General features: G+C 69.6%; 15 protein-coding genes and 1 riboswitch. Of the genes, 12 read left to right on the top strand and 3 right to left on the bottom strand.

The window, feature by feature from the left end; translation table 11 throughout:
- Window positions 1-154 precede the first annotated feature (154 nt).
- The 8 genes from ACZ5ZX_RS30320 (at window position 155) to ACZ5ZX_RS30285 (ending at window position 8,666) form a co-directional block, all read left to right on the top strand.
- A complete protein-coding gene (locus tag ACZ5ZX_RS30320) occupies window positions 155-1,759 on the top strand; it encodes a penicillin-binding transpeptidase domain-containing protein (protein WP_465505400.1) in 1,605 nt (534 codons plus the stop codon).
- A 43-nt stretch (window positions 1,760-1,802) separates the two neighbouring features.
- A complete protein-coding gene (locus ACZ5ZX_RS30315; protein WP_465505399.1) occupies window positions 1,803-2,486 on the top strand; it encodes an ArsR/SmtB family transcription factor in 684 nt (227 codons plus the stop codon).
- Between the two features lie 113 nt (window positions 2,487-2,599).
- Window positions 2,600-4,078 (top strand): potassium/proton antiporter, encoded by a 1,479-nt coding sequence (locus ACZ5ZX_RS30310; protein ID WP_465505398.1) that lies wholly within the window; start codon window positions 2,600-2,602, stop codon window positions 4,076-4,078.
- Window positions 4,079-4,220: 142 nt separating this feature from the next.
- Window positions 4,221-4,901, top strand: a complete 681-nt coding sequence (locus tag ACZ5ZX_RS30305; RefSeq protein WP_465505397.1) for a M23 family metallopeptidase — start codon at window positions 4,221-4,223, stop codon at window positions 4,899-4,901.
- A gap of 102 nt (window positions 4,902-5,003) precedes the next feature.
- Window positions 5,004-5,118: riboswitch (SAM riboswitch) on the top strand.
- Window positions 5,119-5,150: 32 nt separating this feature from the next.
- A complete protein-coding gene (locus tag ACZ5ZX_RS30300) occupies window positions 5,151-6,515 on the top strand; it encodes an aminotransferase class V-fold PLP-dependent enzyme (RefSeq protein ID WP_465505396.1) in 1,365 nt (454 codons plus the stop codon).
- A 19-nt stretch (window positions 6,516-6,534) separates the two neighbouring features.
- Window positions 6,535-7,155 carry a hypothetical protein gene (locus tag ACZ5ZX_RS30295; protein WP_465505395.1) on the top strand — a complete coding sequence of 207 codons (621 nt, stop codon included), beginning with the start codon at window positions 6,535-6,537 and terminating at the stop codon, window positions 7,153-7,155.
- A gap of 24 nt (window positions 7,156-7,179) precedes the next feature.
- Entirely contained in the window at window positions 7,180-7,743 is a 564-nt protein-coding gene (gene lspA, locus ACZ5ZX_RS30290; protein WP_465505394.1) for a signal peptidase II, read from the top strand.
- Entirely contained in the window at window positions 7,740-8,666 is a 927-nt protein-coding gene (locus tag ACZ5ZX_RS30285) for an RluA family pseudouridine synthase (RefSeq protein ID WP_465505393.1), read from the top strand. The genes lspA and ACZ5ZX_RS30285 overlap by 4 nt, the downstream gene beginning before the upstream one ends.
- An 11-nt stretch (window positions 8,667-8,677) precedes the next feature.
- Here the strand turns inward: ACZ5ZX_RS30285 and ACZ5ZX_RS30280 are convergent, their stop codons facing one another.
- The gene (locus tag ACZ5ZX_RS30280; RefSeq protein ID WP_465505392.1) at window positions 8,678-9,697 is read right to left on the bottom strand and encodes an AsnC family protein; all 1,020 of its coding nucleotides are present in this window, start codon (window positions 9,695-9,697) and stop codon (window positions 8,678-8,680) included.
- A 133-nt stretch (window positions 9,698-9,830) separates the two neighbouring features.
- Between ACZ5ZX_RS30280 and ACZ5ZX_RS30275 the strand changes: the two genes are divergently transcribed.
- The 4 genes from ACZ5ZX_RS30275 (at window position 9,831) to ACZ5ZX_RS30260 (ending at window position 15,629) form a co-directional block, all read left to right on the top strand.
- The gene (locus tag ACZ5ZX_RS30275; RefSeq protein ID WP_465505391.1) at window positions 9,831-13,154 is read left to right on the top strand and encodes a DUF885 domain-containing protein; all 3,324 of its coding nucleotides are present in this window, start codon (window positions 9,831-9,833) and stop codon (window positions 13,152-13,154) included.
- Window positions 13,155-13,190: 36 nt separating this feature from the next.
- Window positions 13,191-14,231 carry an LLM class F420-dependent oxidoreductase gene (locus ACZ5ZX_RS30270; protein ID WP_465505390.1) on the top strand — a complete coding sequence of 347 codons (1,041 nt, stop codon included), beginning with the start codon at window positions 13,191-13,193 and terminating at the stop codon, window positions 14,229-14,231.
- Window positions 14,232-14,453: 222 nt separating this feature from the next.
- Window positions 14,454-15,410 (top strand): Ppx/GppA phosphatase family protein, encoded by a 957-nt coding sequence (locus ACZ5ZX_RS30265; RefSeq protein ID WP_465505389.1) that lies wholly within the window; start codon window positions 14,454-14,456, stop codon window positions 15,408-15,410.
- A 39-nt stretch (window positions 15,411-15,449) separates the two neighbouring features.
- Window positions 15,450-15,629, top strand: coding sequence for a hypothetical protein (locus ACZ5ZX_RS30260; protein ID WP_465505388.1), 180 nt, complete (start codon window positions 15,450-15,452; stop codon window positions 15,627-15,629).
- A 4-nt stretch (window positions 15,630-15,633) separates the two neighbouring features.
- On the opposite strand, the gene ACZ5ZX_RS30255 is transcribed toward ACZ5ZX_RS30260, so the two are convergent.
- A complete protein-coding gene (locus ACZ5ZX_RS30255) occupies window positions 15,634-17,934 on the bottom strand; it encodes a glycoside hydrolase family 65 protein (RefSeq protein ID WP_465505551.1) in 2,301 nt (766 codons plus the stop codon).
- A gap of 56 nt (window positions 17,935-17,990) precedes the next feature.
- Window positions 17,991-18,725: an HAD family hydrolase gene (locus ACZ5ZX_RS30250; RefSeq protein ID WP_465505387.1), complete on the bottom strand. Its 735-nt coding sequence runs from the start codon at window positions 18,723-18,725 to the stop codon at window positions 17,991-17,993.
- Between the last annotated feature and the right edge of the window lie 25 nt (window positions 18,726-18,750).

Raw genomic sequence — 18,750 nt, 5'->3', positions numbered from 1 at the left:
CTTTCATGGCATTCAGGGCAGGCGCCGCTCACTAAGGTCACGAAACGGATTCGGAAACGTCGCTTTCCCGCCTGAAGGCAGCCTTGCCCGTGGGAAATCGGCAGGCTGGCCCGAGGCGCGCGAGGGGTGCGCCGCTTTGGGGGAGAGCGAATCCATGAGTCCTGCCCGGAAAAGAGGGATCCTGATCGGCGCCGTGCTGGCGGTCGTCGCCGTCGTGGTGGCCGCGGTGGTGTTGCTGGTCAAGGAGGATCAGGCGCCCGCCGCCACCGGCGGTCCGGGGGCATCCACCGAGAGCGCACGGGAGAGCCCGGCGCAGGTCGCCACCCGCTTTCTGCGGCAGTTCGACACCGGTGACCTGACCGGGGCTCCGGTCGACGACCCGGCGGCGGGCACGGCCGCGCTGTCGGCTGCTCGCGGCGCGCTCGCCGGGGCGTCGGTCAAGACGGTTCTCGGCGAGGTTCCGACGACGCGGGGAGAGGCGACCACGACTTCGGCCACCTTCCACGCTTCGTGGACCTTCGCGGCCAACAGTGTCTGGAAGTACGAGGGCAAGCTGGAGCTGGTCCGCAACGCCGGAAAATGGGTGGTCCGCTGGGCGCCGTCGGTGATCCACCCGAAGCTGGAAGCCGGTCAGCAGCTGTCGCTCACCCCCGTTTCGGCCAAACCGGTCGTGGCCGACCGGGACGGCAAGGCCCTCGTCGGTGGTGACGCGGCGGGTGTCGCGCCGATCCTCCAGGGTGCGCTGTCCAAGGTGGCGTCCGAGCAGCACGGCGGTACCGGGTCCCCGGCCACCGTCACCGTGTCGCGTCTCGACGCCTCCGGCAAGCCGGTCGAGACACTCTTCGGGCAGGCCGAGGAGACCGGCCAACCGCTGGTTTCGACCCTGAGTGTGGCGTCCCAGAGCGCCGCGCAGAAAGCCGTCGACGGCTTCCACGGTCCGGCGATCATCGTCGCGATGAAGACCTCGGGCGACCTCCTGGCGGTCGCGCAGAACGGCGCGGCCGGGAACCAGCCGAAGGCGCTCAGCGGCCTGTACTCGCCGGGGTCGGCTTTCAAGATCGCCACGGCGGCAGCGGCGCTGCACCAAGGCGGGGTTTCCGCCGACTCGCCGGTGGCCTGTCCCGGCAGTGAGCAGATCGGGACCCGCACGCTCAAGAACGACAACGGGTTCGATCTGGGGACCGTCTCGCTGAAGGCGGCGTTCGCCGCGTCGTGCAACACGACCTTCGGGCGGCTCGCCGGTCAGCTGCCCGCGGACGGCCTCGCGAAGGCCGCGAACCAATTCGGCCTCAACGCCGACTTCGAGATCCCGGGTTTGGCCACCGAAACCGGGAAGGTCGAGCCGTCGAGCAGCGGTGACGAACAGGTCGAAGCCGGGATCGGACAGGGAAAGGTGCAGGTCAGCCCCTTGGGTGCGGCGCTCATGGCCGCCACCGTCGCGGCGGGGAAGCCGGTGGTGCCGAAACTCTGGCAGGGGCTGGAGACCAAGGTCAACACCGGTTACCAGGCCCCGCCGGCGGGGGTGCTGAATCAGCTTCGCGCGATGATGCGCGAGGTCTGCACGACGGGGACAGCCAAGTCGTTGAAGAGCAGCGGTGCCGTTTTCGGCAAGACCGGGACGGCGCAGTTCGGTTCCGGTGCCGCCGCCAACGGCTGGTTCGTCGGCTACCGCGGAGACGTCGCGTTCGCGGTCATGCTCGAAGGTTCCAACGACTCCAAGCCCGCCGTCCAGCTGGCGGCGAAGTTCCTGGCAGGCTGACGGTTCGGCCGTCACCGAAGCGCCGGTCTTCTACGGTGGGCGGATGGAAACGATCGCCTTGGCCGAGGTCGCGGCCGTGCTCGCCGATCCGAGCCGCGCGTCGATGTGCCTCGCGCTGCTGGACGGGCGTGCCTGGACGGTGACCGAACTGGCCGTCGCGGCCGGTGTCGCCGCGTCGACGGCCAGTGAGCACGTGACGAAGCTGGCCGAGGCCGGGTTCGTCGCGCGCGTCAAGCAGGGGCGGCACAGCTACGTCCGGATCGCCGATCCCCGGGTGGCGGAGCTGATCGAGCATCTGGCGCAGCACGCCGCCCACCGTCCGGTGAAGGGGTTGCGTTCGTCGGTCCGGGCGCGGCGGCTCGAATTCGCGCGGACCTGCTACGACCACCTCGCGGGGAAGGTCGGGGTCGCGATCCGGGACGGGATGCTCGCCACCGGCCTGATCGCCGAGGCGGACGGCCTGACGCTGACCGGACGCGGTCGTGAGGTGCTGGGCGAACTCGGCGTGGAGATCGCCGAGAGCCGCCGCCCGCTGCTGCGCGACTGTCTGGATTGGACGGTGCGTCGTGAACACCTGGCGGGCCGGGTACCGGCGGCGTTACTGTCTCACGGTGTGAGTGCCGGCTGGTTGACCCGTGAGGGCAACCGTGCGGTGAAGGTCCTCGCCGCGGCGGATGAGCCGTTCGCGGCGCTCGGGGTCGACCTGGTAGCCCTGCGGAGTCCTTAAAGGACAGTCTGTAACACAGGCAGGCCGACGCGCCGTCAAGCGGTACACGAAGGAGTGACGAGCACCGCCTCACTATTCTGAAGCCCTCACGGCGGCCGGACGGGAGGCGACTCATGGAGCAGCTCCCGCTCATCCTGGGTACCGGCGGTGCCGTCCTCCTCGTCGCCGTGATCGCCGTCCGGGTGTCGATCCGGGTCGGCCTTCCCTCGCTGCTGCTCTATCTGGGGATGGGGGTCCTGCTCGGCGAAGCCGGGTTCGGCATCCAGTTCGACAACTCCGAGCTCACCCAGTCGCTCGGCCTCGCCGCGCTGGTGATGATCCTGTCCGAAGGTGGCCTCACCACCCGGTGGTCGGCCGTGAAACCCTCGCTGGGCATCGGAATCGCACTGTCCACAGTGGCCGTCGCGGTGAGCATCGCGGTCACCGGTGCCGCACTGCACTGGTTGCTCGGTCTCGATTGGCGGATGGCGTTGCTGTGGGGCGCGGTGCTCGCCTCGACCGACGCCGCCGCGGTGTTCTCGGTGCTGAGATCGGCGGGGATCGGGAAGCGGCTCGTCGGCGCGCTGGAGATCGAGTCGGGGATCAACGACGCCCCGGCCTACATCGCCGTCGTCGTCCTGGCCGAGGGCGCGACCGTGGACTGGTCGCTGCCGTTGCTGGTGATCTACGAACTCGCCGCCGGACTGGTGATCGGCCTCGCTTTCGGCTGGGGCGGCGCGCAGGCGCTGCGCCGGGCCGCGCTCCCGGCCACCGGTCTGTACCCGCTGGCCACGGTCGCGGTATGCGTCGTGGCGTATTCGAGCGGGCAGCTCGCCCACGCGTCGGGCCTGCTCGCCACCTATGTCGCGGCGCTGGTGCTGGGGAATTCGAAGCTGCCGCACCGCTCGGACACGCTTTCCTTCGCCGAAGGGCTCGGCTGGCTAGCGCAGATCGGGCTGTTCGTCCTGCTGGGCCTGTTCGCCTCGCCGGGCAGGATCCTGGAGAGCCTGGTGCAAGGGCTGGTGGCGGGCGCGGTCGTGTTGCTGCTGGCCCGTCCGCTGTCGGTGGTGCTGTCGGCGCTGCCGTTCAAGATCCCGTGGCGAGAACAGGTGTTCCTGTCCTGGGCCGGATTGCGCGGGGCGGTTCCGATCGTGCTCGCGCTGATCCCGCTTTCGTCCGGGGTGCCCGGCGCGCAGGAACTCGTCGACGCGGTGTTCGTCCTGGTCATCGTGCTGACCCTGCTCCAGGGCGCGACCTTGACCCCGCTCGCCAGGGTGCTCGGGCTGGCACAGCGCGCCGAAGCGCACGAGATCGACGTCGACTCCGCGCCACTCGACGAGATGGGTGCCGAGCTGCTGCAGGTCCGCATCCATCCCGGATCCAAGATGCACGGCGTCTACCTGGCGGAACTGCGGCTTCCGGTGGGGGCGACGATCAGCCTGCTCGTCCGCGACGGCACCGGGTTCACGCCCAACAAGAACACCCGGCTCCAGGAACGGGATCAGTTACTCGTCGTGACCACCTCCGACGCGCGTGACGGTGCCGAACGACGACTCCGTGCCGTCGACCGGGCTGGTCGCCTCGCCAGGTGGAAGGGCGAATCCGGCCAGTAGGTCACGGACCCGCACCAGTCGTTCGTCGGTTGATCTCAGAAAATTCGTCACGGGTTATTCCCTTTTGTACTCCTTTTGGATTACTTTCCCGGCAATCCACTCCATCGAATGGGTGAGTGTCACGGGTTAAGGAGTACGCAAGGTGACGAAGCTTCGTGCGCAGTTCGCCGGTCTGGGGGCCGCGGCCGTTCTCGTCGGGGTGATCCTGTCGGCGCCCGCGTCGGCCGCGGCCGCGTTCCCGGCGTTCGGCTTGCCGTTCGACACCGGTCAGCGGGTCTACTCGGCGGGGATCCACTCGGACAACGGGGCCTCCGGCGTGAAGAACGCCATCGACTTCAGCCCGGCGGACAAGACCGTCCGCGTCCCGCTGGCCGGCACCGTCCGGATCCAGCACTGCGACGGCGGCGACTGGGTGACCGTCGACCACGACGGCGGCTGGCGGACCGGGTACTACCACCTGGAGGGCATTTCGGTCACCGACGGCCAGCGGGTCGTCCCGGGCGACGTCCTCGGCCGGACCGGCAACGCGCTGCCCTGCGGTGGCAGCAGCACCGGCGCGCACGTGCACTTCACCCTGTGGACCCTGCCCGCCGCCGCCGCACAGGGCGGCGACTCCCGCGACTTCGGCGTCGGCGCGGGCAACTGGAACGGGATGTCCTACGACGAGGTCTCGACCAAGGTCGCCGAGGCGTACGGCGAAGCGATCGACGGCAAGATCTTCGGCGGCTGGCAGTTCACGGCGGGCACCGAGCAGTACTCGGGTACCGCCACCGAGGTCGACTCCCGCTCCGTCGTTTCCCTGCCCGGCCGCTTCCGCGTCTGACGTCACGCGAGGTTCTTCTCGCTTGCGGAGTACGTGAGCGGCGTCTCAACATGCGGGCAAAGGGTGGCTCGATCGCCGGGGTATCCGCTAACTTCGTCCCTAGGTCACGAGTGTCAGCGTCAAGCCCCGGCTAGCTGACCGGCAACCCTCCTTCCGCGGTGGGGTGCCCCGGGTGAGGACCTGGCTCGTCGCGCGGTGCGACGGGCAAGCGCGGGATCCTCGTCGGGTCCCCTGGCCCGGAGGATGACGATGACTCTCGCTCTCGAACGCACCAGCACCCCCGCCACCGTCGCGGAAACCGTTGCGACGCACGAAATCCCGGCGGTCGCCTGCGCCGATCTGCGGGTTCCGCTCGTCACCGGCGGCGACATCGGGTACGCCAACCTCGACCACGCGGCGAGCGCGCCCTGTCTGGACAAGGTGCGTGCGGCGGTCGACGAGTTCCTGCCCTGGTACGCCAGCGTGCACCGCGGCGCGGGGTTCGCTTCGCAGATCTCCACCAAACTTTACGAGCGCACGCGCGGGATCCTGCGGAAGTTCGTCGACGCCCGTTCCACCGACACCGTCGTGTTCACCCGTAACACCACCGATTCCTTCAACCTGCTCGCCCGCAGCCTGCCGAAGCACACGTCGGTCGTCGTGTTCGACACCGAGCACCACGCCGCCTTGCTGCCGTGGAAGGGTCCGAACGTCCGGCGGATCAAGACGCCGCGCACCCGGCTCGCCGCGGTGTCCGCTGTGGACGAAGCACTCGCGGACTGCCCGCAGGGCCCGCGGCTGGTCGTCGTCACCGGCGCGTCCAACGTGACCGGGGAACTGTTGCCGGTCAAGGAGATCGCCGCCGTGGCGCGACGGCACGGCGCCCGGATCGCACTCGACGCCGCGCAGCTCGCGCCGCACCGCCGGATCTCCGTGCGCGAACTGGACGTCGACTACATCGCGCTGTCCGGCCACAAGCTGTACGCGCCTTTCGGTGCCGGTGCGCTGATCGGCCGCGCAGACTGGCTCCGCGCCGCCCAGCCGTACCTCGCCGGTGGCGGTGCGACGAAACTCGTCACCCGCGACTCCGAGGACATCGGTGTCGTCTGGAACGCGGGCGCCGAGCGGCACGAAGCCGGTTCCCCCAACACCGTCGGCGTCTACGCCCTCGGTGTCGCCTGCGAGACGCTGGCCGGGAATTGGGACGCGGTCGTCGCCCACGAGGACGAACTGCTGGCCCGGCTGCGGCGCGGTCTCGCCGGTATCCCCGGTTTCGCCGAGCTGCGGTTGTTCGACGCGCCGGTGGACAGGGTCGGCACGCTGAGCTTCGTCGTCGACGGCTTCGAGCCCGGCTGGCTCGCCGCCGTCCTGTCCGCGGAGTACGGCATCGGGGTGCGGGACGGCGCGTTCTGCGCGCATATCGCGACCAAGCGGCTGATCTCCGCCGCCGGTTCGGCCGGTCAGCAGGCCGTCCGGGTCAGTCTCGGCCTCGGCAGCACCGCCGAGCATGTGGACCGGCTCGTGCTGGCGCTGCGCCAGATCGTCGCCCGCGGCGCCCGCTGGCAGTACGGAAAGCCGGAAGGCCGCTGGGTGCCGGAGAACGATCCGCGGGAGCTTCCCCCGTTCTGCGCCTGACCCACTACCCTCACCCCGTATGGGGAACGAGCGACCGCGTTACTGGTTTCCGTTGGCACTGCTGGGGTTCGCCCAGCTGATCGTGGTGGCGCTGTCGTTCGGCCCGCCGTGGTCGGGGGGCTGGTTCGCCTACGCGCCCGCCACGGGCGGGCAGCAGTTCCTGACACAGAAGCTGTACGGCGTGGAAATGAGCCGCGAAAACGCGATCGCGTTGGACGCGTCGTTCTCCGGCGTCGGCCGCACTGACGGCTGGTTGTTCGCGGTGCTCGCGACCTACCTTGGCACAGTGCTCTTCTACGCCGTCAAGGCCAGGCGGGCGGGTAACGGACCGCGGTGGTGGAAGGTACTCGCGCTCGCCGTCGGCGGGCTGGTCGGCATCCTGCTGGCGGATCTGGTCGGCTACTGGGAATTCGACATGGACGGCGACGTGCGGAGCGCGGTCCTGCTGACGGTGGGGCTGCTCCTGCTCGCCTGGCTGGACCGCAGTGTGGTGATCCTGGTCGCGGCCGCGGCGTTCGTGCTCTGCGCGGTCGTGCTCGCCCAAGGACAGCTCGCGCTCCTGCTGTCGTCACTGGTCGTGCTCGCCGGGGCGTTCGCGGCGCTGCTGAGCAGGCCGAAGGCGGCCGCCGAGGGGGACTGAGCACGCTCCGTGGAGAATGGGGGAGTGAGTACAGAGCCCGAGACCGCGCCACCATCGCCGCCGTTGCCCAAGAAGCGCGTCGCCGTGGTGTTCGTCGTCGCCGCCGTGCTGTGGGGGATCGATCTCCTCACCAAGCAGATCGCCGTGTCCACGCTGGAGGGCAAGCAACCGGTCGAGTTCCTCGGCGGGCTGGTGTACTTCCAGCTGGTGCGCAACCCCGGCGCCGCCTTCTCGATGGCGACCGGGCTGACCTGGGTGCTCGCGCTGGTCGCGGCCGCGGTCGTGGTCGCCATCATCTGGCTGTCGCGGCGGCTGCGCTCGACCGGCTGGGCGATCGGCCTCGGGCTGGTGCTGGCCGGCGCGCTCGGCAACCTGACCGACCGGATCTTCCGCGCGCCGGGCCCGCTGCGGGGGCACGTGGTCGACATGATCTCCGCGTTCGCGCCGAACGGGCAGGGCTGGGCGATCTTCAACGTCGCCGACTCCGCCATCTGCGTCGGCGGCGTGCTCATCGTCATCCTTTCCCTGCTGGGCAAGGACTACGACGGAACATCTACAAAGGACAAGAAGAAGGCGGCAACAGAATGAGCGCGCGCATGCTGCCCGTTCCCGACGGGCTCGACGGAATGCGCGTCGACGCGGGACTGGCGAAACTGCTGGGACTTTCCCGCACCGTCGTGGCGGAGCTGGCCGAATCCGGGGAGATCCTGCTCGACGGCAGGCCCGCCGGGAAGTCGGACCGGCTGGCCGCGGGCGGACTCCTCGAAGTGACGCTGCCCGATCCGGCGTCGCCGATCGAGGTCGTCGCGGAGCCCGTCGAGGGCATGAAGATCCTGCACGACGATGACGACATCGTGGTGATCTCGAAGCCGGTCGGCGTCGCCGTGCACCCGAGCCCCGGCTGGACCGGCCCGACCGTGGTCGGCGGGCTCGCCGCCAGCGGGCTGCGGATCTCGACCTCCGGTGCGGCCGAACGCCAGGGTGTCGTGCACCGGCTGGACGCGGGCACCACCGGCGTGATGGTGGTGGCCAAGAGCGAGCACGCGTACACCGTGCTGAAGCGGGCGTTCAAGGAACGCACCGTCGACAAGGGCTACCACGCGATCGTCCAGGGCCATCCGGATCCGACGCGCGGCACCATCGACGCGCCGATCGACCGGCATCCCCGGCACGACTACAAGTTCGCCGTCGTCCAGGGTGGACGCCCCAGCGTCACGCACTACGAGGTCGTCGAGGCCTTCCGTGCCGCGTCGCTCGCCCAGATCAAGCTCGAGACCGGGCGAACCCACCAGATCCGGGTGCACTTCTCGGCGCTCAAGCACCCGTGTGTCGGTGACCTGACCTACGGCGCCGACCCGGTGCTGGCGCGCAAGCTCGGGCTGTCCCGGCAGTGGCTGCACGCGAAGACGCTCGGCTTCGCCCACCCCGCCGACGGGCGCTGGGTCGAGTTCGAGTCGGAGTACCCGGACGACCTCGCCAACGCGCTGCGCATCCTCCAGGACGAGAACTAGCCCGGCTGGCGCTAGTCGTCGATCGACCAGGTGATGGTGCGTTCGTCCGGTTCCGGGCGGGGTGACCACCGGACGGCGACCACGCGGGTGGCGTCCGGCAGCACGTAGACGGTGTGGCCGCCGAGGGTCTCGCCCGGCCGGACGCCGATCTTGTGCGGCGGACGCGAGGTCAGGGAGACCGGCGCCTTCGCGATCGGCTTGCCGTCCGCGGTGAGCAGTTCGAGGTAGTTGTCCGGAAGGGACACGAACGGGGTGTTCCCGCGGTTGGTGATCTCGGTGTGCACCACGACCGACCGTTCACCGGCCTCCAGCGAGTAGCCCGCCGCGCTGAACAGGTAATCCGCCGGATCCTGGACCTCGAGCAACTGGACGGCGAGCTGCTCGCCCTCCAGCCCCTGGGTCTCCATGACGTCGCCTGTCCGGCCCTTCTTGCCCTCCGGGGCCCGCGGCGGCGCGACCTGCGGCTCGTCGCCGCGGGCCCAGGACGCGGTCTGCGGGACACCCCAGGTGCTCATCACCGGATCGGGGGGCGGCATCGGAGGCGCGAACTGCTGCGGCGGCGCGGGCGGACGCTGTGGTGGCTGCTGAGGCGGTGCCATCGGCTGTCGCACCGGGGCCGAGGGCGGCCCGGGGTAACGGCCCGACGGCGTGCCGTGCACGTTGTACGGCCCCGACGGAGTTCCCTGGACGTTGTACGGGCCGGAAGGGGTGCCTTGCACGTTGTACGGACCGGACGGCGTGCCCTGGACGTTGTGCGGTCCGGAGTGGCCCGGCGGGCGCTGAGGCTGTTGAGGTTGTGGTGGCTGCTGCGCCCAGGAAGGCGGCGAGCTCGCGATGGCGGCCCGCAGCCCGTTCGGGTCGCTTTCCACGCCCACGAGCAGCGGCAACCCGCTGCCGGAGAGGGCGACCAGCCGGTACGCGACCTCGCGCGGGTCCATGCCGACCTTGGCCGCCAGTTCGTGCACGGCCGCCTTGCCCATGTCCGCGAGGGCGGCGAGCAGTCGGGTATCCACGGGATCGGTCACGGCCACGTCCGGGAACGCTACCGCCTCGCCTCCGGCGCCGTGCGAAGGCCGTCCGCGTGCCGCGAAACCCGGCTTCGGTAGGACGCGCTCTCCATTAGGGTCGGGGATACCGCCTCCACCGATCCTCTGGGGAAGAAACATGAGCGAAGTCTCCGCCCTCGCCGACGAGTTCGTCGAAGCCCTCTTCGACGCCGAGCCGGTCATGCCCGCCTTGCAGGGCTTCCGTCCGGAATCGACCGGCCTCACCGACCTCAGCGAGGCAGCGGGAGACGCCTTCCGCGCGAAGCTGGCCGATCTCGCCGAGCGGGCCGGGGCACTCGGGGCCGACGGCCTGAGCGCGGAGGAGAAGACCACCCGGGACGTCCTGATCGCGATGGCGCGGGCGAGGATCGCGCTGCTGGATTCGCGGTTCGTCGAGTTCACCGTCAGCGACCTGTTCGTCTCGCCCGCCGCCGAGGTGCTCACCGTGCTGCCGATGATGTCGGTCGGCACCGGCGCGCAGGCGGAAGCTCATCTCGGGCGGATCGCCGCCATCCCGGAGTACCTGCGGCAGGCCGCGCAGCGGCATCGCGACGGCGTGGCCCGCGGCCTGGTCCCGGTCGCCTACCTCGTCGACGCCGCCGTCGCCTATCTCGACCGTCACCTCGCCGAGCCGTCGGCCGATCCGCTGCTGCGCCAGCCCGCGCCCGACGACGACTTCGAGACCCGCCGCGCCGATCTGCTGCGCGACGTCGTCCGGCCGGCGATCGCCGAATACCGCGAGGTGCTCGCGAAGGAGATCGCTCCGCACGGCCGTCCCGAGGACAAGCCGGGCGTCTGCTGGCTGCCCGACGGCGAGCGCATCTACGCCCTGCTCGCCGAAATGCACACCACGACCGTCCGCACCCCGCGTGAGCTGCACCAGACCGGGCTCGACGTGATCGCGAACCTCGCCGGCGAGTACCGCGAGTACGGCTCCCGTGTCTTCGGCACCACCGACCTCGCCGAGATCTTCACCAAGCTCCGCACCGACCCGGCACTGCGCTGGTCCAGCGCCGACGAACTGCTCGACTCCGCCCGCGCGGCCATCACCAGGGCCGAGGCCGAGGCGCCGAAGTGGTTCGGCCGGATCCCGCCTCAGCCGTGGACGGTCGAGCCGGTCCCCGCCGAATCCGCGCCCGGCGCGCCCGCCGCGTACTACATGTGGCCCGCGGTCGACGGCTCCCGGCCGGGGATCTACTTCGCGAACACCCACAAGGCACAGGAGCGGTTCCGGCACGCCGCCGAGGCCACTGCGTTCCACGAGGCCATTCCCGGTCACCACTTCCAGCTGAGCCTCGCGCAGGGACTGACCGAACTCCCGCTGCTGCGCCGGATCGGCGACTTCACCGCGTACGCCGAGGGCTGGGGGCTCTACACCGAGCGCCTCGCCGACGAGATGGGGCTGTACTCCGACGACGTCGCCAAACTCGGCATGCTGACCATGGATTCGATGCGCGCCGGACGCCTGGTCGTCGACACCGGGCTGCACGCGCTGGGCTGGAGCCGCCGCCAGGCCATCGACTTCCTCACCGAGAACACGCCGATGGCACCGGTCGAGATCGAGTCCGAAGTGGACCGTTACATCGCCTTCCCGGGACAGGCGCTGTCGTACATGGTCGGACGGCTGGAGATCCAGCGCATCCGCGAGGAGGCCGAGCTCACGCTGGGCAGCCGATTCGACATCAAGGCGTTCCACGACGTCGTGCTCGGCGGGGGATCGCTGCCGCTTTCGGTGCTGGACGGTGTGGTCCGCGAGTGGGTCGCCGGTCACGGCGACACCCCCAACGGCCTCGCCGAAGAGCTGATGGAGCTCAAGTTCGAACAGCTCCCGCTGTGGAAGTCGCTGCTCGGCCTCCCTTGCGACCACGGCGCGCTGCCCGACCCGAGCGCGGCGGCCGCGGCCACGCGGCGCGAGTCGGCGGCCGCCATCGCCGAGCGAGCCGAAGCCCTCGCCGTGGACGGACTTTCCCCCGTCGAGGCGGTCACCCGGGAGGTCGTGATCCAGCAGGCGAGGGCGGTCGTCGACATGATCGACTCCCGTACCGACGACATCTCGGTCAGCGACGGACTGGCCTCGCCCGCGTTGCAAGTCCTCAACGAACTCGCGATGCTGGCACTGACCGACGAGGAGCGGGTCCGGGGCTACCTCAAGCGACTGGCGGGTATCGGGTCCTATTTGGACGCCTTGATCGTACGCCAGCGCGCCGCGGCCGCCGAAGGGCTGGTGCCACCCGGCTTCCTCGTGGAGAGCGGGATCGCTTACGTGGAAAGGTATCTCGGTGACGAGGCGGGCGACCCGCTGGCGCTCACCGCGTCCGTTTCCGTGGCGGGTTACGAAACCGAACGGGACCGGCTGCTCGCCGAGGTGGTCCGGCCCGCGTACCGGCGGTACCGCGACTTCCTCAACGGCGAACTGCGTCCCCTCGCGAAGCCCGAGGAGGAACCGGGGCTGTGCGGTCTGCCTGGCGGCCAGGAGAAGTACGCCGCGCTGATCCGGGCGCACACCTCGACCGAGCGCACCGCGCAGGACCTGCACGACACCGGACTCGACATGATCGCGAAACTGGCCGACCAGTACCGCGAGCTGGGCGAGAAGGTCTTCGGCACCAAGGACCTCGAAGAGATCTTCGAGCGGCTCCGCACCGACCCCGCCCTGCGCTGGCGCGACGGCGACGAACTGCTCGACGCCGCCCGCGCGGCCATCACCCGCGCCGAAGCCGTCGCCCCGCAGTGGTTCTCGACCATTCCCGAGGAAAAGTGCGAGGTCGAGCCGGTACCGCCCGCGGAGGCGCCCGGCGGCACCCTCGCCTACTACCTGGAGGCCGCGCTCGACGGCTCCCGGCCGGGCACGTACTACGCGAACACGTATGAAGCGGACCAGCGCCCCAAGCACACCAGCGAGGCGATCGCCTTCCACGAAGCCGTTCCGGGGCACCACTTCCAGATCTGCGTCGCGCATCACCTCAAGGGGCTGCCGATGCTGCGGAGCCACGCCGATGTCAACGCCTACGTCGAAGGCTGGGGGCTCTACTCCGAGCGGCTCGCCGACGAGATGGGCCTGTACTCCAGTGACCTGACCCGTTTCGGCATGCTCACGCAGGACTCGATGCGGGCCGGTCGCCTGGTCGTCGACACCGGGATGCACGCGCTCGGCTGGAGCCGTCAGCAGGCGGTGGACTACCTGGTCGAGCACACGCCGATGGCGCGTGTGGAGATCGAGGCCGAGATCGACCGGTACGCCGCGTACCCGGCGCAGGCGCTGTCCTACATGGTCGGGCGCCTGGAGATCGAGCGGATCCGGGCGGAGGCCGAGACCGCGCTCGGCGACCGGTTCGACATCAAGGCCTTCCACGAGGTCGTCCTCGGCAATGGGATCCTGCCGCTGCGGGTGCTGGACAACGTCGTGAAGGAGTGGGTGGCCGCTCAGGACCTCCCGGTCTAAGCTAAGCGAACGCTCAGTAACTTGTGAGGAGTTCGGATGAGGATCGGGACCGCGATCAACTACGCCGGCGGCTTCGCCGAGAGCGTGGCGGACATCGTCGAGCTGGAGAAGGCCGGACTGGACATCGTCTTCGTCCCCGAGGCCTATTCCTTCGACGCGGTCAGCCAGCTCGGCTACGTCGCGGCGAAGACGTCACGGGTCCAGATCGCCTCCGGCATCTTCCAGATCTACACGCGGACGCCGACGTTGACCGCGATGACCGCCGCCGGACTCGACTTCGTCTCCGACGGCCGGTTCACCCTCGGCATCGGCGCGTCGGGTCCGCAGGTCATCGAGGGTTTCCACGGCGTGAAGTACGACGCGCCGCTCGGTCGCACCCGCGAGATCATCGACATCTGCCGTCAGGTGTGGCGGCGGGAGAAGGTGGTGCACTCCGGCACGCACTACACGATCCCGCTGCCACCCGAGCAGGGCACGGGGCTCGGCAAACCGCTGAAGCTGATCAACCACCCGGTGCGGGAGCGGATCCCGATCCTGCTGGCCTCGATCGGTCCGAAGAACGTCGCGCTCACGGCCGAACTCGCCGAGGGCTGGGAGCCGATCTTCTTCCACCCCGAGAAGGCCGCCGAGGTCTGGGGCGCGTCGCTGGCCGAGGGCAAGGCGAAACGCGACCCGTCGCTGGGCGAGCTGGACACCTTCGTCGGGACGGCGCTGGCGATCGGTGACGACGTCGACGGGCTGCTGGACCACCTGCGCGGCATGCTGGCGCTCTACATCGGCGGGATGGGCGCGCGCGGCAAGAACTTCTACAACAGTCTCGCGCAGCGCTACGGCTACGAGGCCGAGGCGAAGCTCATCCAGGACCTGTACCTGGACGGCAAGAAGGACGAGGCCGCCGCGGCGGTGCCGAAGGAGCTGATCAGGGCGATCTCGCTGATCGGTCCCGAGGGTTACGTCAAGGAGCGGCTCGCCGCGTTCCGGGAGGCCGGCGCGACCACGCTGGTGGTCAACCCGCTGCTCCCCGGCCGCGAAGCCCGCGTCGCCCAGGTGTCGAAGTTGCGCGAACTCGTCGGCTAGTTAGTTCGAAGTTTTCCGACGCACTGAAGGAGTCGAAGCTCTCACCTGTATCGATACGGTATCCTCGACCTGCGCCGACGTATCCCCGCCGTGGTCAAAAAGCGGCGTCGCGGTGAGAAGAGAACGTAAAGCGCGCCTGAACGGCAGGAAAATCGGCCATTATCAGGAGTGAAAGCGAAAGCTCGGGGGAATACGTTCGCGACGAAGGTGAGGTGTCCTCGCGTGCGCAGAAAGATCGGGGAACCGGCCGCCGCCGTCCTGGACGTCGGGTCGTTCAGCGCTCGGCTGGTCGTGCTGGCCAGGGGCGGAACGCCGCTCGATCCGGTGCTGAGCCATCAGACGCGCCTTCGGCTCGACCGGGAATTGGACGACGACGGCAAGCTGACCCGGCGGGGCATCGACGCGGTTTCGTCCGCCGTCGAGGCAGGCATGACCATGGCGGCCAAGCACGGCGTCGAAAACGTGTATCCGCTCGCGACGTCGTCGATCCGTGACGCCACCAACGTGAAGCAGGTCGTCGCCGACGTCGCCAAGGCCACCGGCGTCAAACTGCAGTTCCTCACCGGTCGCCGCGAGGCGGAACTGGCCTACGTCGGCGCGCGCCGGTGGTACGGCGCTTCCGCCGGCGGGCTGCTGGTGCTCGACATCGGCGGCGGGACCGTCGAACTCGCCGCGGGCAACGCGGAGGAGGCCGGGTTCGCGCGTTCGCTGCCGCTCGGCGCCCGCTCGCTGACGCGCGACTGGATGTCGACCGAATGCCCGTCGCCCAAGGTCGTCCGCGCCATGCGCGACCACGTCCTCGACGAGGTCCGCGACGCGATGCGGGACGTACTGCCGGAGATCCGCGATCACCGCGCCGTCGGCTGCTCCAAGGTGCTGCGGCAACTCGCCAGGCTCGCGGGCGACCGGCCGTCCCGGTCACGGGAACTGCACCTCGACGACCTCCGCGCGTGGATCCCGAGGCTCGCGAAACTGCCGGCGAAACGCCGCGCCGAACTGCCGGGCATTTCGCGGCAGCGCTCCCACCAGGCGCTGGCGGGCGCGATCGTCGCGGAGGCGTTGCTGACGCTCGCCGGTGGCCAGGTCGCCATCTGCCCGTGGTCGACCAGGGACGGCCTGCTGCTCACCATGCTCGACGGCCTGGTCGGTCTCGACGGCAAACCGGCGAAAGCCGCCTGAAAACTGGCGTATCCGGTCGCGAGCGGGTACCCCGGACACATGAGGGAAACCAAGAAGAGCTTCGGGCAAGACGAAGAAGAAGACCTCGACGACCTTCGCAAGGTCCAGCCGAAGACCGACGTGCCGAGCGCGCCCAACCGCGACATCGGGCCGCACGGGACCGACGACGTCGACGGTGTTCCGGGCAGCGGAGAGGTTCCGATCGAACCCCCGGACTGAGCGATCACCCGTGCTTCGGCTGCCGCCGCACCGGGGCGCGGCCCGCGGGCTGCACCGGGGCCGGGCCGGGGTCGATCGCCGGGATCGGCAGCCGCACCGGTTCCGCGGTGACGGTGAACGTCTCGCCGTGATGCACCAGTTCCAGCGGCTCCCCGGTGATCACGTGATACGTCGCGGTTTCGCCGTCGATCTCGACCTGGAACCGGGTGCCACGGAAGGTCAGCCGGAACGCGATCCGCTGTAGCTGCGGCGGTAACCGCGGCGCGAAGGTCAGCCGCCCGCCGTGGTCGCGCAGCCCGCCGAACCCGGCGACGGTGCCTTGCCACGCGCCAGCCAGCGACGCCATGTGCAGGCCGTTGCGGACGTTGTTGTGCACGTCGTGCAGATCGGTGAGCGCGGCCTCGGCGAGGTAGTCGTAGGCCAGTTCGAGATGCCCGACCTCGGCCGCCACCACGGCCTGCGTCCCCGCCGACAGCGAGGAATCCCGCACCGTCCGCGCCTCGTAGTAGGCGAAGTCGCGCGCTTTCTCCTCCGGGGTGAAGGAATCCCCGCAGAGGTGCAGCGCGAGCACCAGATCCGCCTGTTTGACCACCTGCTTGCGGTAGAGGTCGAAGTACGGGAAGTTCAGCAGCAGCGGGTAGAAATCCGCGTCGGTGGCCTCGAAGTCCCACTCGTCGTGCTCGAGGAAGCCTTCCGATTGCGGGTGGACGCCGAGGTCCTCGTCGTAGGGGATCAGCATCGCCTCGGCCGCCTTGCGCCACAACGCGACCTCGTCCGCCTCGACCCCGAACGCTTCGGCCACGTCCTCGTGCTGTCCGCAGATTTCGGCGGCGTAGAACAGGTTCCGCCGCGCCATCAGGTTCGTGTAGACGTTGTTGTCCGCCACCGCGGAGTACTCGTCCGGTCCGGTGACGCCGTCGATGCGGAACCGGCCCTGGCGGTCGAAATGCCCCAGTGACAACCACATCCGCGCGGTTTCGAGGAGCAGTTCCGCACCCTCGGTCCGCATGAACTCGTCGTCACCGGTGGCGTTGAGGTAGCGGACGACGGCGTCGGAGATGTCCGCGCTGACGTGGAACGCCGCCGTACCCGCCGGCCAGTAGGCCGAACATTCCGCGCCGTTGATGGACCGCCAGGGGAACGCCGCGCCGCGCAAGCCCAGCTGTGCCGCCCTTTCCCTTGCTTTGTCCAAAGTGGAGTGACGCCAGCGCAGCGCGTCGCGGGCGGCGTCCGGAATGCTGTAGGTGAGGACGGGCAGGACGAAGGTTTCGGTGTCCCAGAACGCGTGGCCGTCGTAACCGGGTCCGGTCAACCCCTTGCCGGCCAAGGCCCTCGTCTCGCCCCGGGCACCGGCCTGCAAGAGATGGAAGAGCGCGAACCGTACCGCCTGCTGCAGTTCCGGGTCGCCCTCGATCTCGATGTCCGAGGTCTCCCAGAAGTCGTCGAGGAACTCCTTCTGCTCGGCGAGCAAGCCCTTCCAGCCGGTCTGCCGCGCACCCGCCAGCGCGGCCTCGACCTGTGCGCGCACGGCGGGCAGCGAACGCTGCGCGGACCAGCCGTAGGCCAGGAACTTGGTGATCCGCAGCCGTCCGCCCTTCGGCACGTCGACGGCGACGGTGAGCCGCGCGAGGTCCTCTTCGGCCTGGATGTGGGTCCGCACGCCGTCGGTGACGTCGATCTTGTGGTCCATCGCCGCGGCCATCCGCAGCCCGGACTGGCGGGTCTGGTGCACCAGCACCGCGTGATACGCCTCGGCGTGGTGGAACTCCGCGACCAGCGGGGACTCCAGTGCCGCGGCGACCCGCGGATCACGGGTGTCGGACTCGATCGGCTCGTTGGCCAGCAGATCCGACTGCACCACCAGCTGGAGCTCGTCGTCGAGCGGTTCGACCTCGTACCGGATCGCGGCGACGGCGCGCTGGGTGAAGGAGACCAGGCGCTCGGTCTTCACCCGCACCCGGCGCCCGGTCGGCGAGGACCACACCGTGTGGCGCGCGAGCGTGCCCTTGCGGAAGTCGAGCACGCGGTCGTGGTCGGTCGCCTGGCCGTACCGCATGTCGAGCGGTTCGTCCTCGACCAGCAACCGGATGATCTTGCCGTCGGTCACGTTGACGACGGTCTGTCCTTCTTCCGGGTAGCCGTAACCGGTTTCCGCGTAGGGGAGATCGTGCTGCTCGTAGAAACCGTTGAGATAGGTGCCCGGCAGACCGCGGGGCTCGGCTTCCTCCAGTGTCCCTCGCAGACCGATATGCCCGTTGGACACCGCGAACGCCGATTCGGTGCGCTGCAAGGCGTCGACGTCCATGCCGCGCCAGCGCAGCTCCCAGGGCGCCACCTCGTAGCCGCGGAAAAGCGGATCGGTCACTTCTCGTCCTCCAGCAGTTCGGCGAGGTCGTCCACCACGACGTCGGCACCGTGGGCGAGCAGTTCGCCCGCCTGATGCGCGCGATTCACCCCGACCACGTAACCGAATCGGCCTTCCTTACCGGCTTGTACCCCAGCGAGCGCGTCCTCGAACACGGCCGCGTGTTCCGGAGGGACACCGAAAGCCTCGGCACCGGCGAGGAAGGAATCGGGGGCGGGCTTGCCGCGAAGGCCCTTTTCGGTGATCACGATCCCGTCGATCCGCGCTTCGACGAACCTGGTCAGGTCGGCGGCGTCGAGCACCTTCGCGCCGTTGGCCGACGAGGTGACCACGCCGATGCGCAATCCGGCCGCCTTCGCCGCCTCCAGATACCGCACGGAACCCGGATACGGTGTGACGCCTTCTTCGTCGATGATCTTCAGTACCAGCTCGTTCTTGCGGTTCCCCACGCCGTTGACGGTCGCGGCGTCGATGTCGTCGTCGGGATTTCCCTCGGGCAGTTCGATTGCCCGCGAGGCGAGGAAGGTGCGGACGCCGTCGGCCCTCGGCCTTCCGTCGACGTAGGCCGCGTAGTCGGCGTCGGTGAAGGGGGAGAACGCGTCACCGTCGCGGGCGCGCAGGAACGCGTCGAACGTGCGTTTCCACGCTTCGCGGTGCTGGGCCGCGGTTCCGGTCAGCACGCCGTCGAGGTCGAAGAGACAGGCCGTGATGGTGTCGGGCAGACCGATCATGTCTCCGAACGCTACCCGCGCTCGC

This window comes from Amycolatopsis sp. NPDC033938 (assembly GCF_055575975.1).
This window is presented reverse-complemented; position numbering and strand designations above follow the sequence as displayed.

Coding starts and splice junctions, on each gene's coding strand:
- ACZ5ZX_RS30320 (WP_465505400.1), top strand. CDS start 155: ATGAGTCCTGCCCGGAAAAGAGGGATCCTGATCGGCGCCGTGCTGGCG.
- ACZ5ZX_RS30255 (WP_465505551.1), bottom strand. CDS start 17,934: ATGGACGTCGACGCCTTGCAGCGCACCGAATCGGCGTTCGCGGTGTCC.
- ACZ5ZX_RS30270 (WP_465505390.1), top strand. CDS start 13,191: ATGAGGATCGGGACCGCGATCAACTACGCCGGCGGCTTCGCCGAGAGC.
- ACZ5ZX_RS30275 (WP_465505391.1), top strand. CDS start 9,831: ATGAGCGAAGTCTCCGCCCTCGCCGACGAGTTCGTCGAAGCCCTCTTC.
- ACZ5ZX_RS30250 (WP_465505387.1), bottom strand. CDS start 18,725: ATGATCGGTCTGCCCGACACCATCACGGCCTGTCTCTTCGACCTCGAC.
- ACZ5ZX_RS30260 (WP_465505388.1), top strand. CDS start 15,450: ATGAGGGAAACCAAGAAGAGCTTCGGGCAAGACGAAGAAGAAGACCTC.
- ACZ5ZX_RS30315 (WP_465505399.1), top strand. CDS start 1,803: ATGGAAACGATCGCCTTGGCCGAGGTCGCGGCCGTGCTCGCCGATCCG.
- ACZ5ZX_RS30300 (WP_465505396.1), top strand. CDS start 5,151: ATGACTCTCGCTCTCGAACGCACCAGCACCCCCGCCACCGTCGCGGAA.
- ACZ5ZX_RS30310 (WP_465505398.1), top strand. CDS start 2,600: ATGGAGCAGCTCCCGCTCATCCTGGGTACCGGCGGTGCCGTCCTCCTC.
- ACZ5ZX_RS30285 (WP_465505393.1), top strand. CDS start 7,740: ATGAGCGCGCGCATGCTGCCCGTTCCCGACGGGCTCGACGGAATGCGC.
- ACZ5ZX_RS30295 (WP_465505395.1), top strand. CDS start 6,535: ATGGGGAACGAGCGACCGCGTTACTGGTTTCCGTTGGCACTGCTGGGG.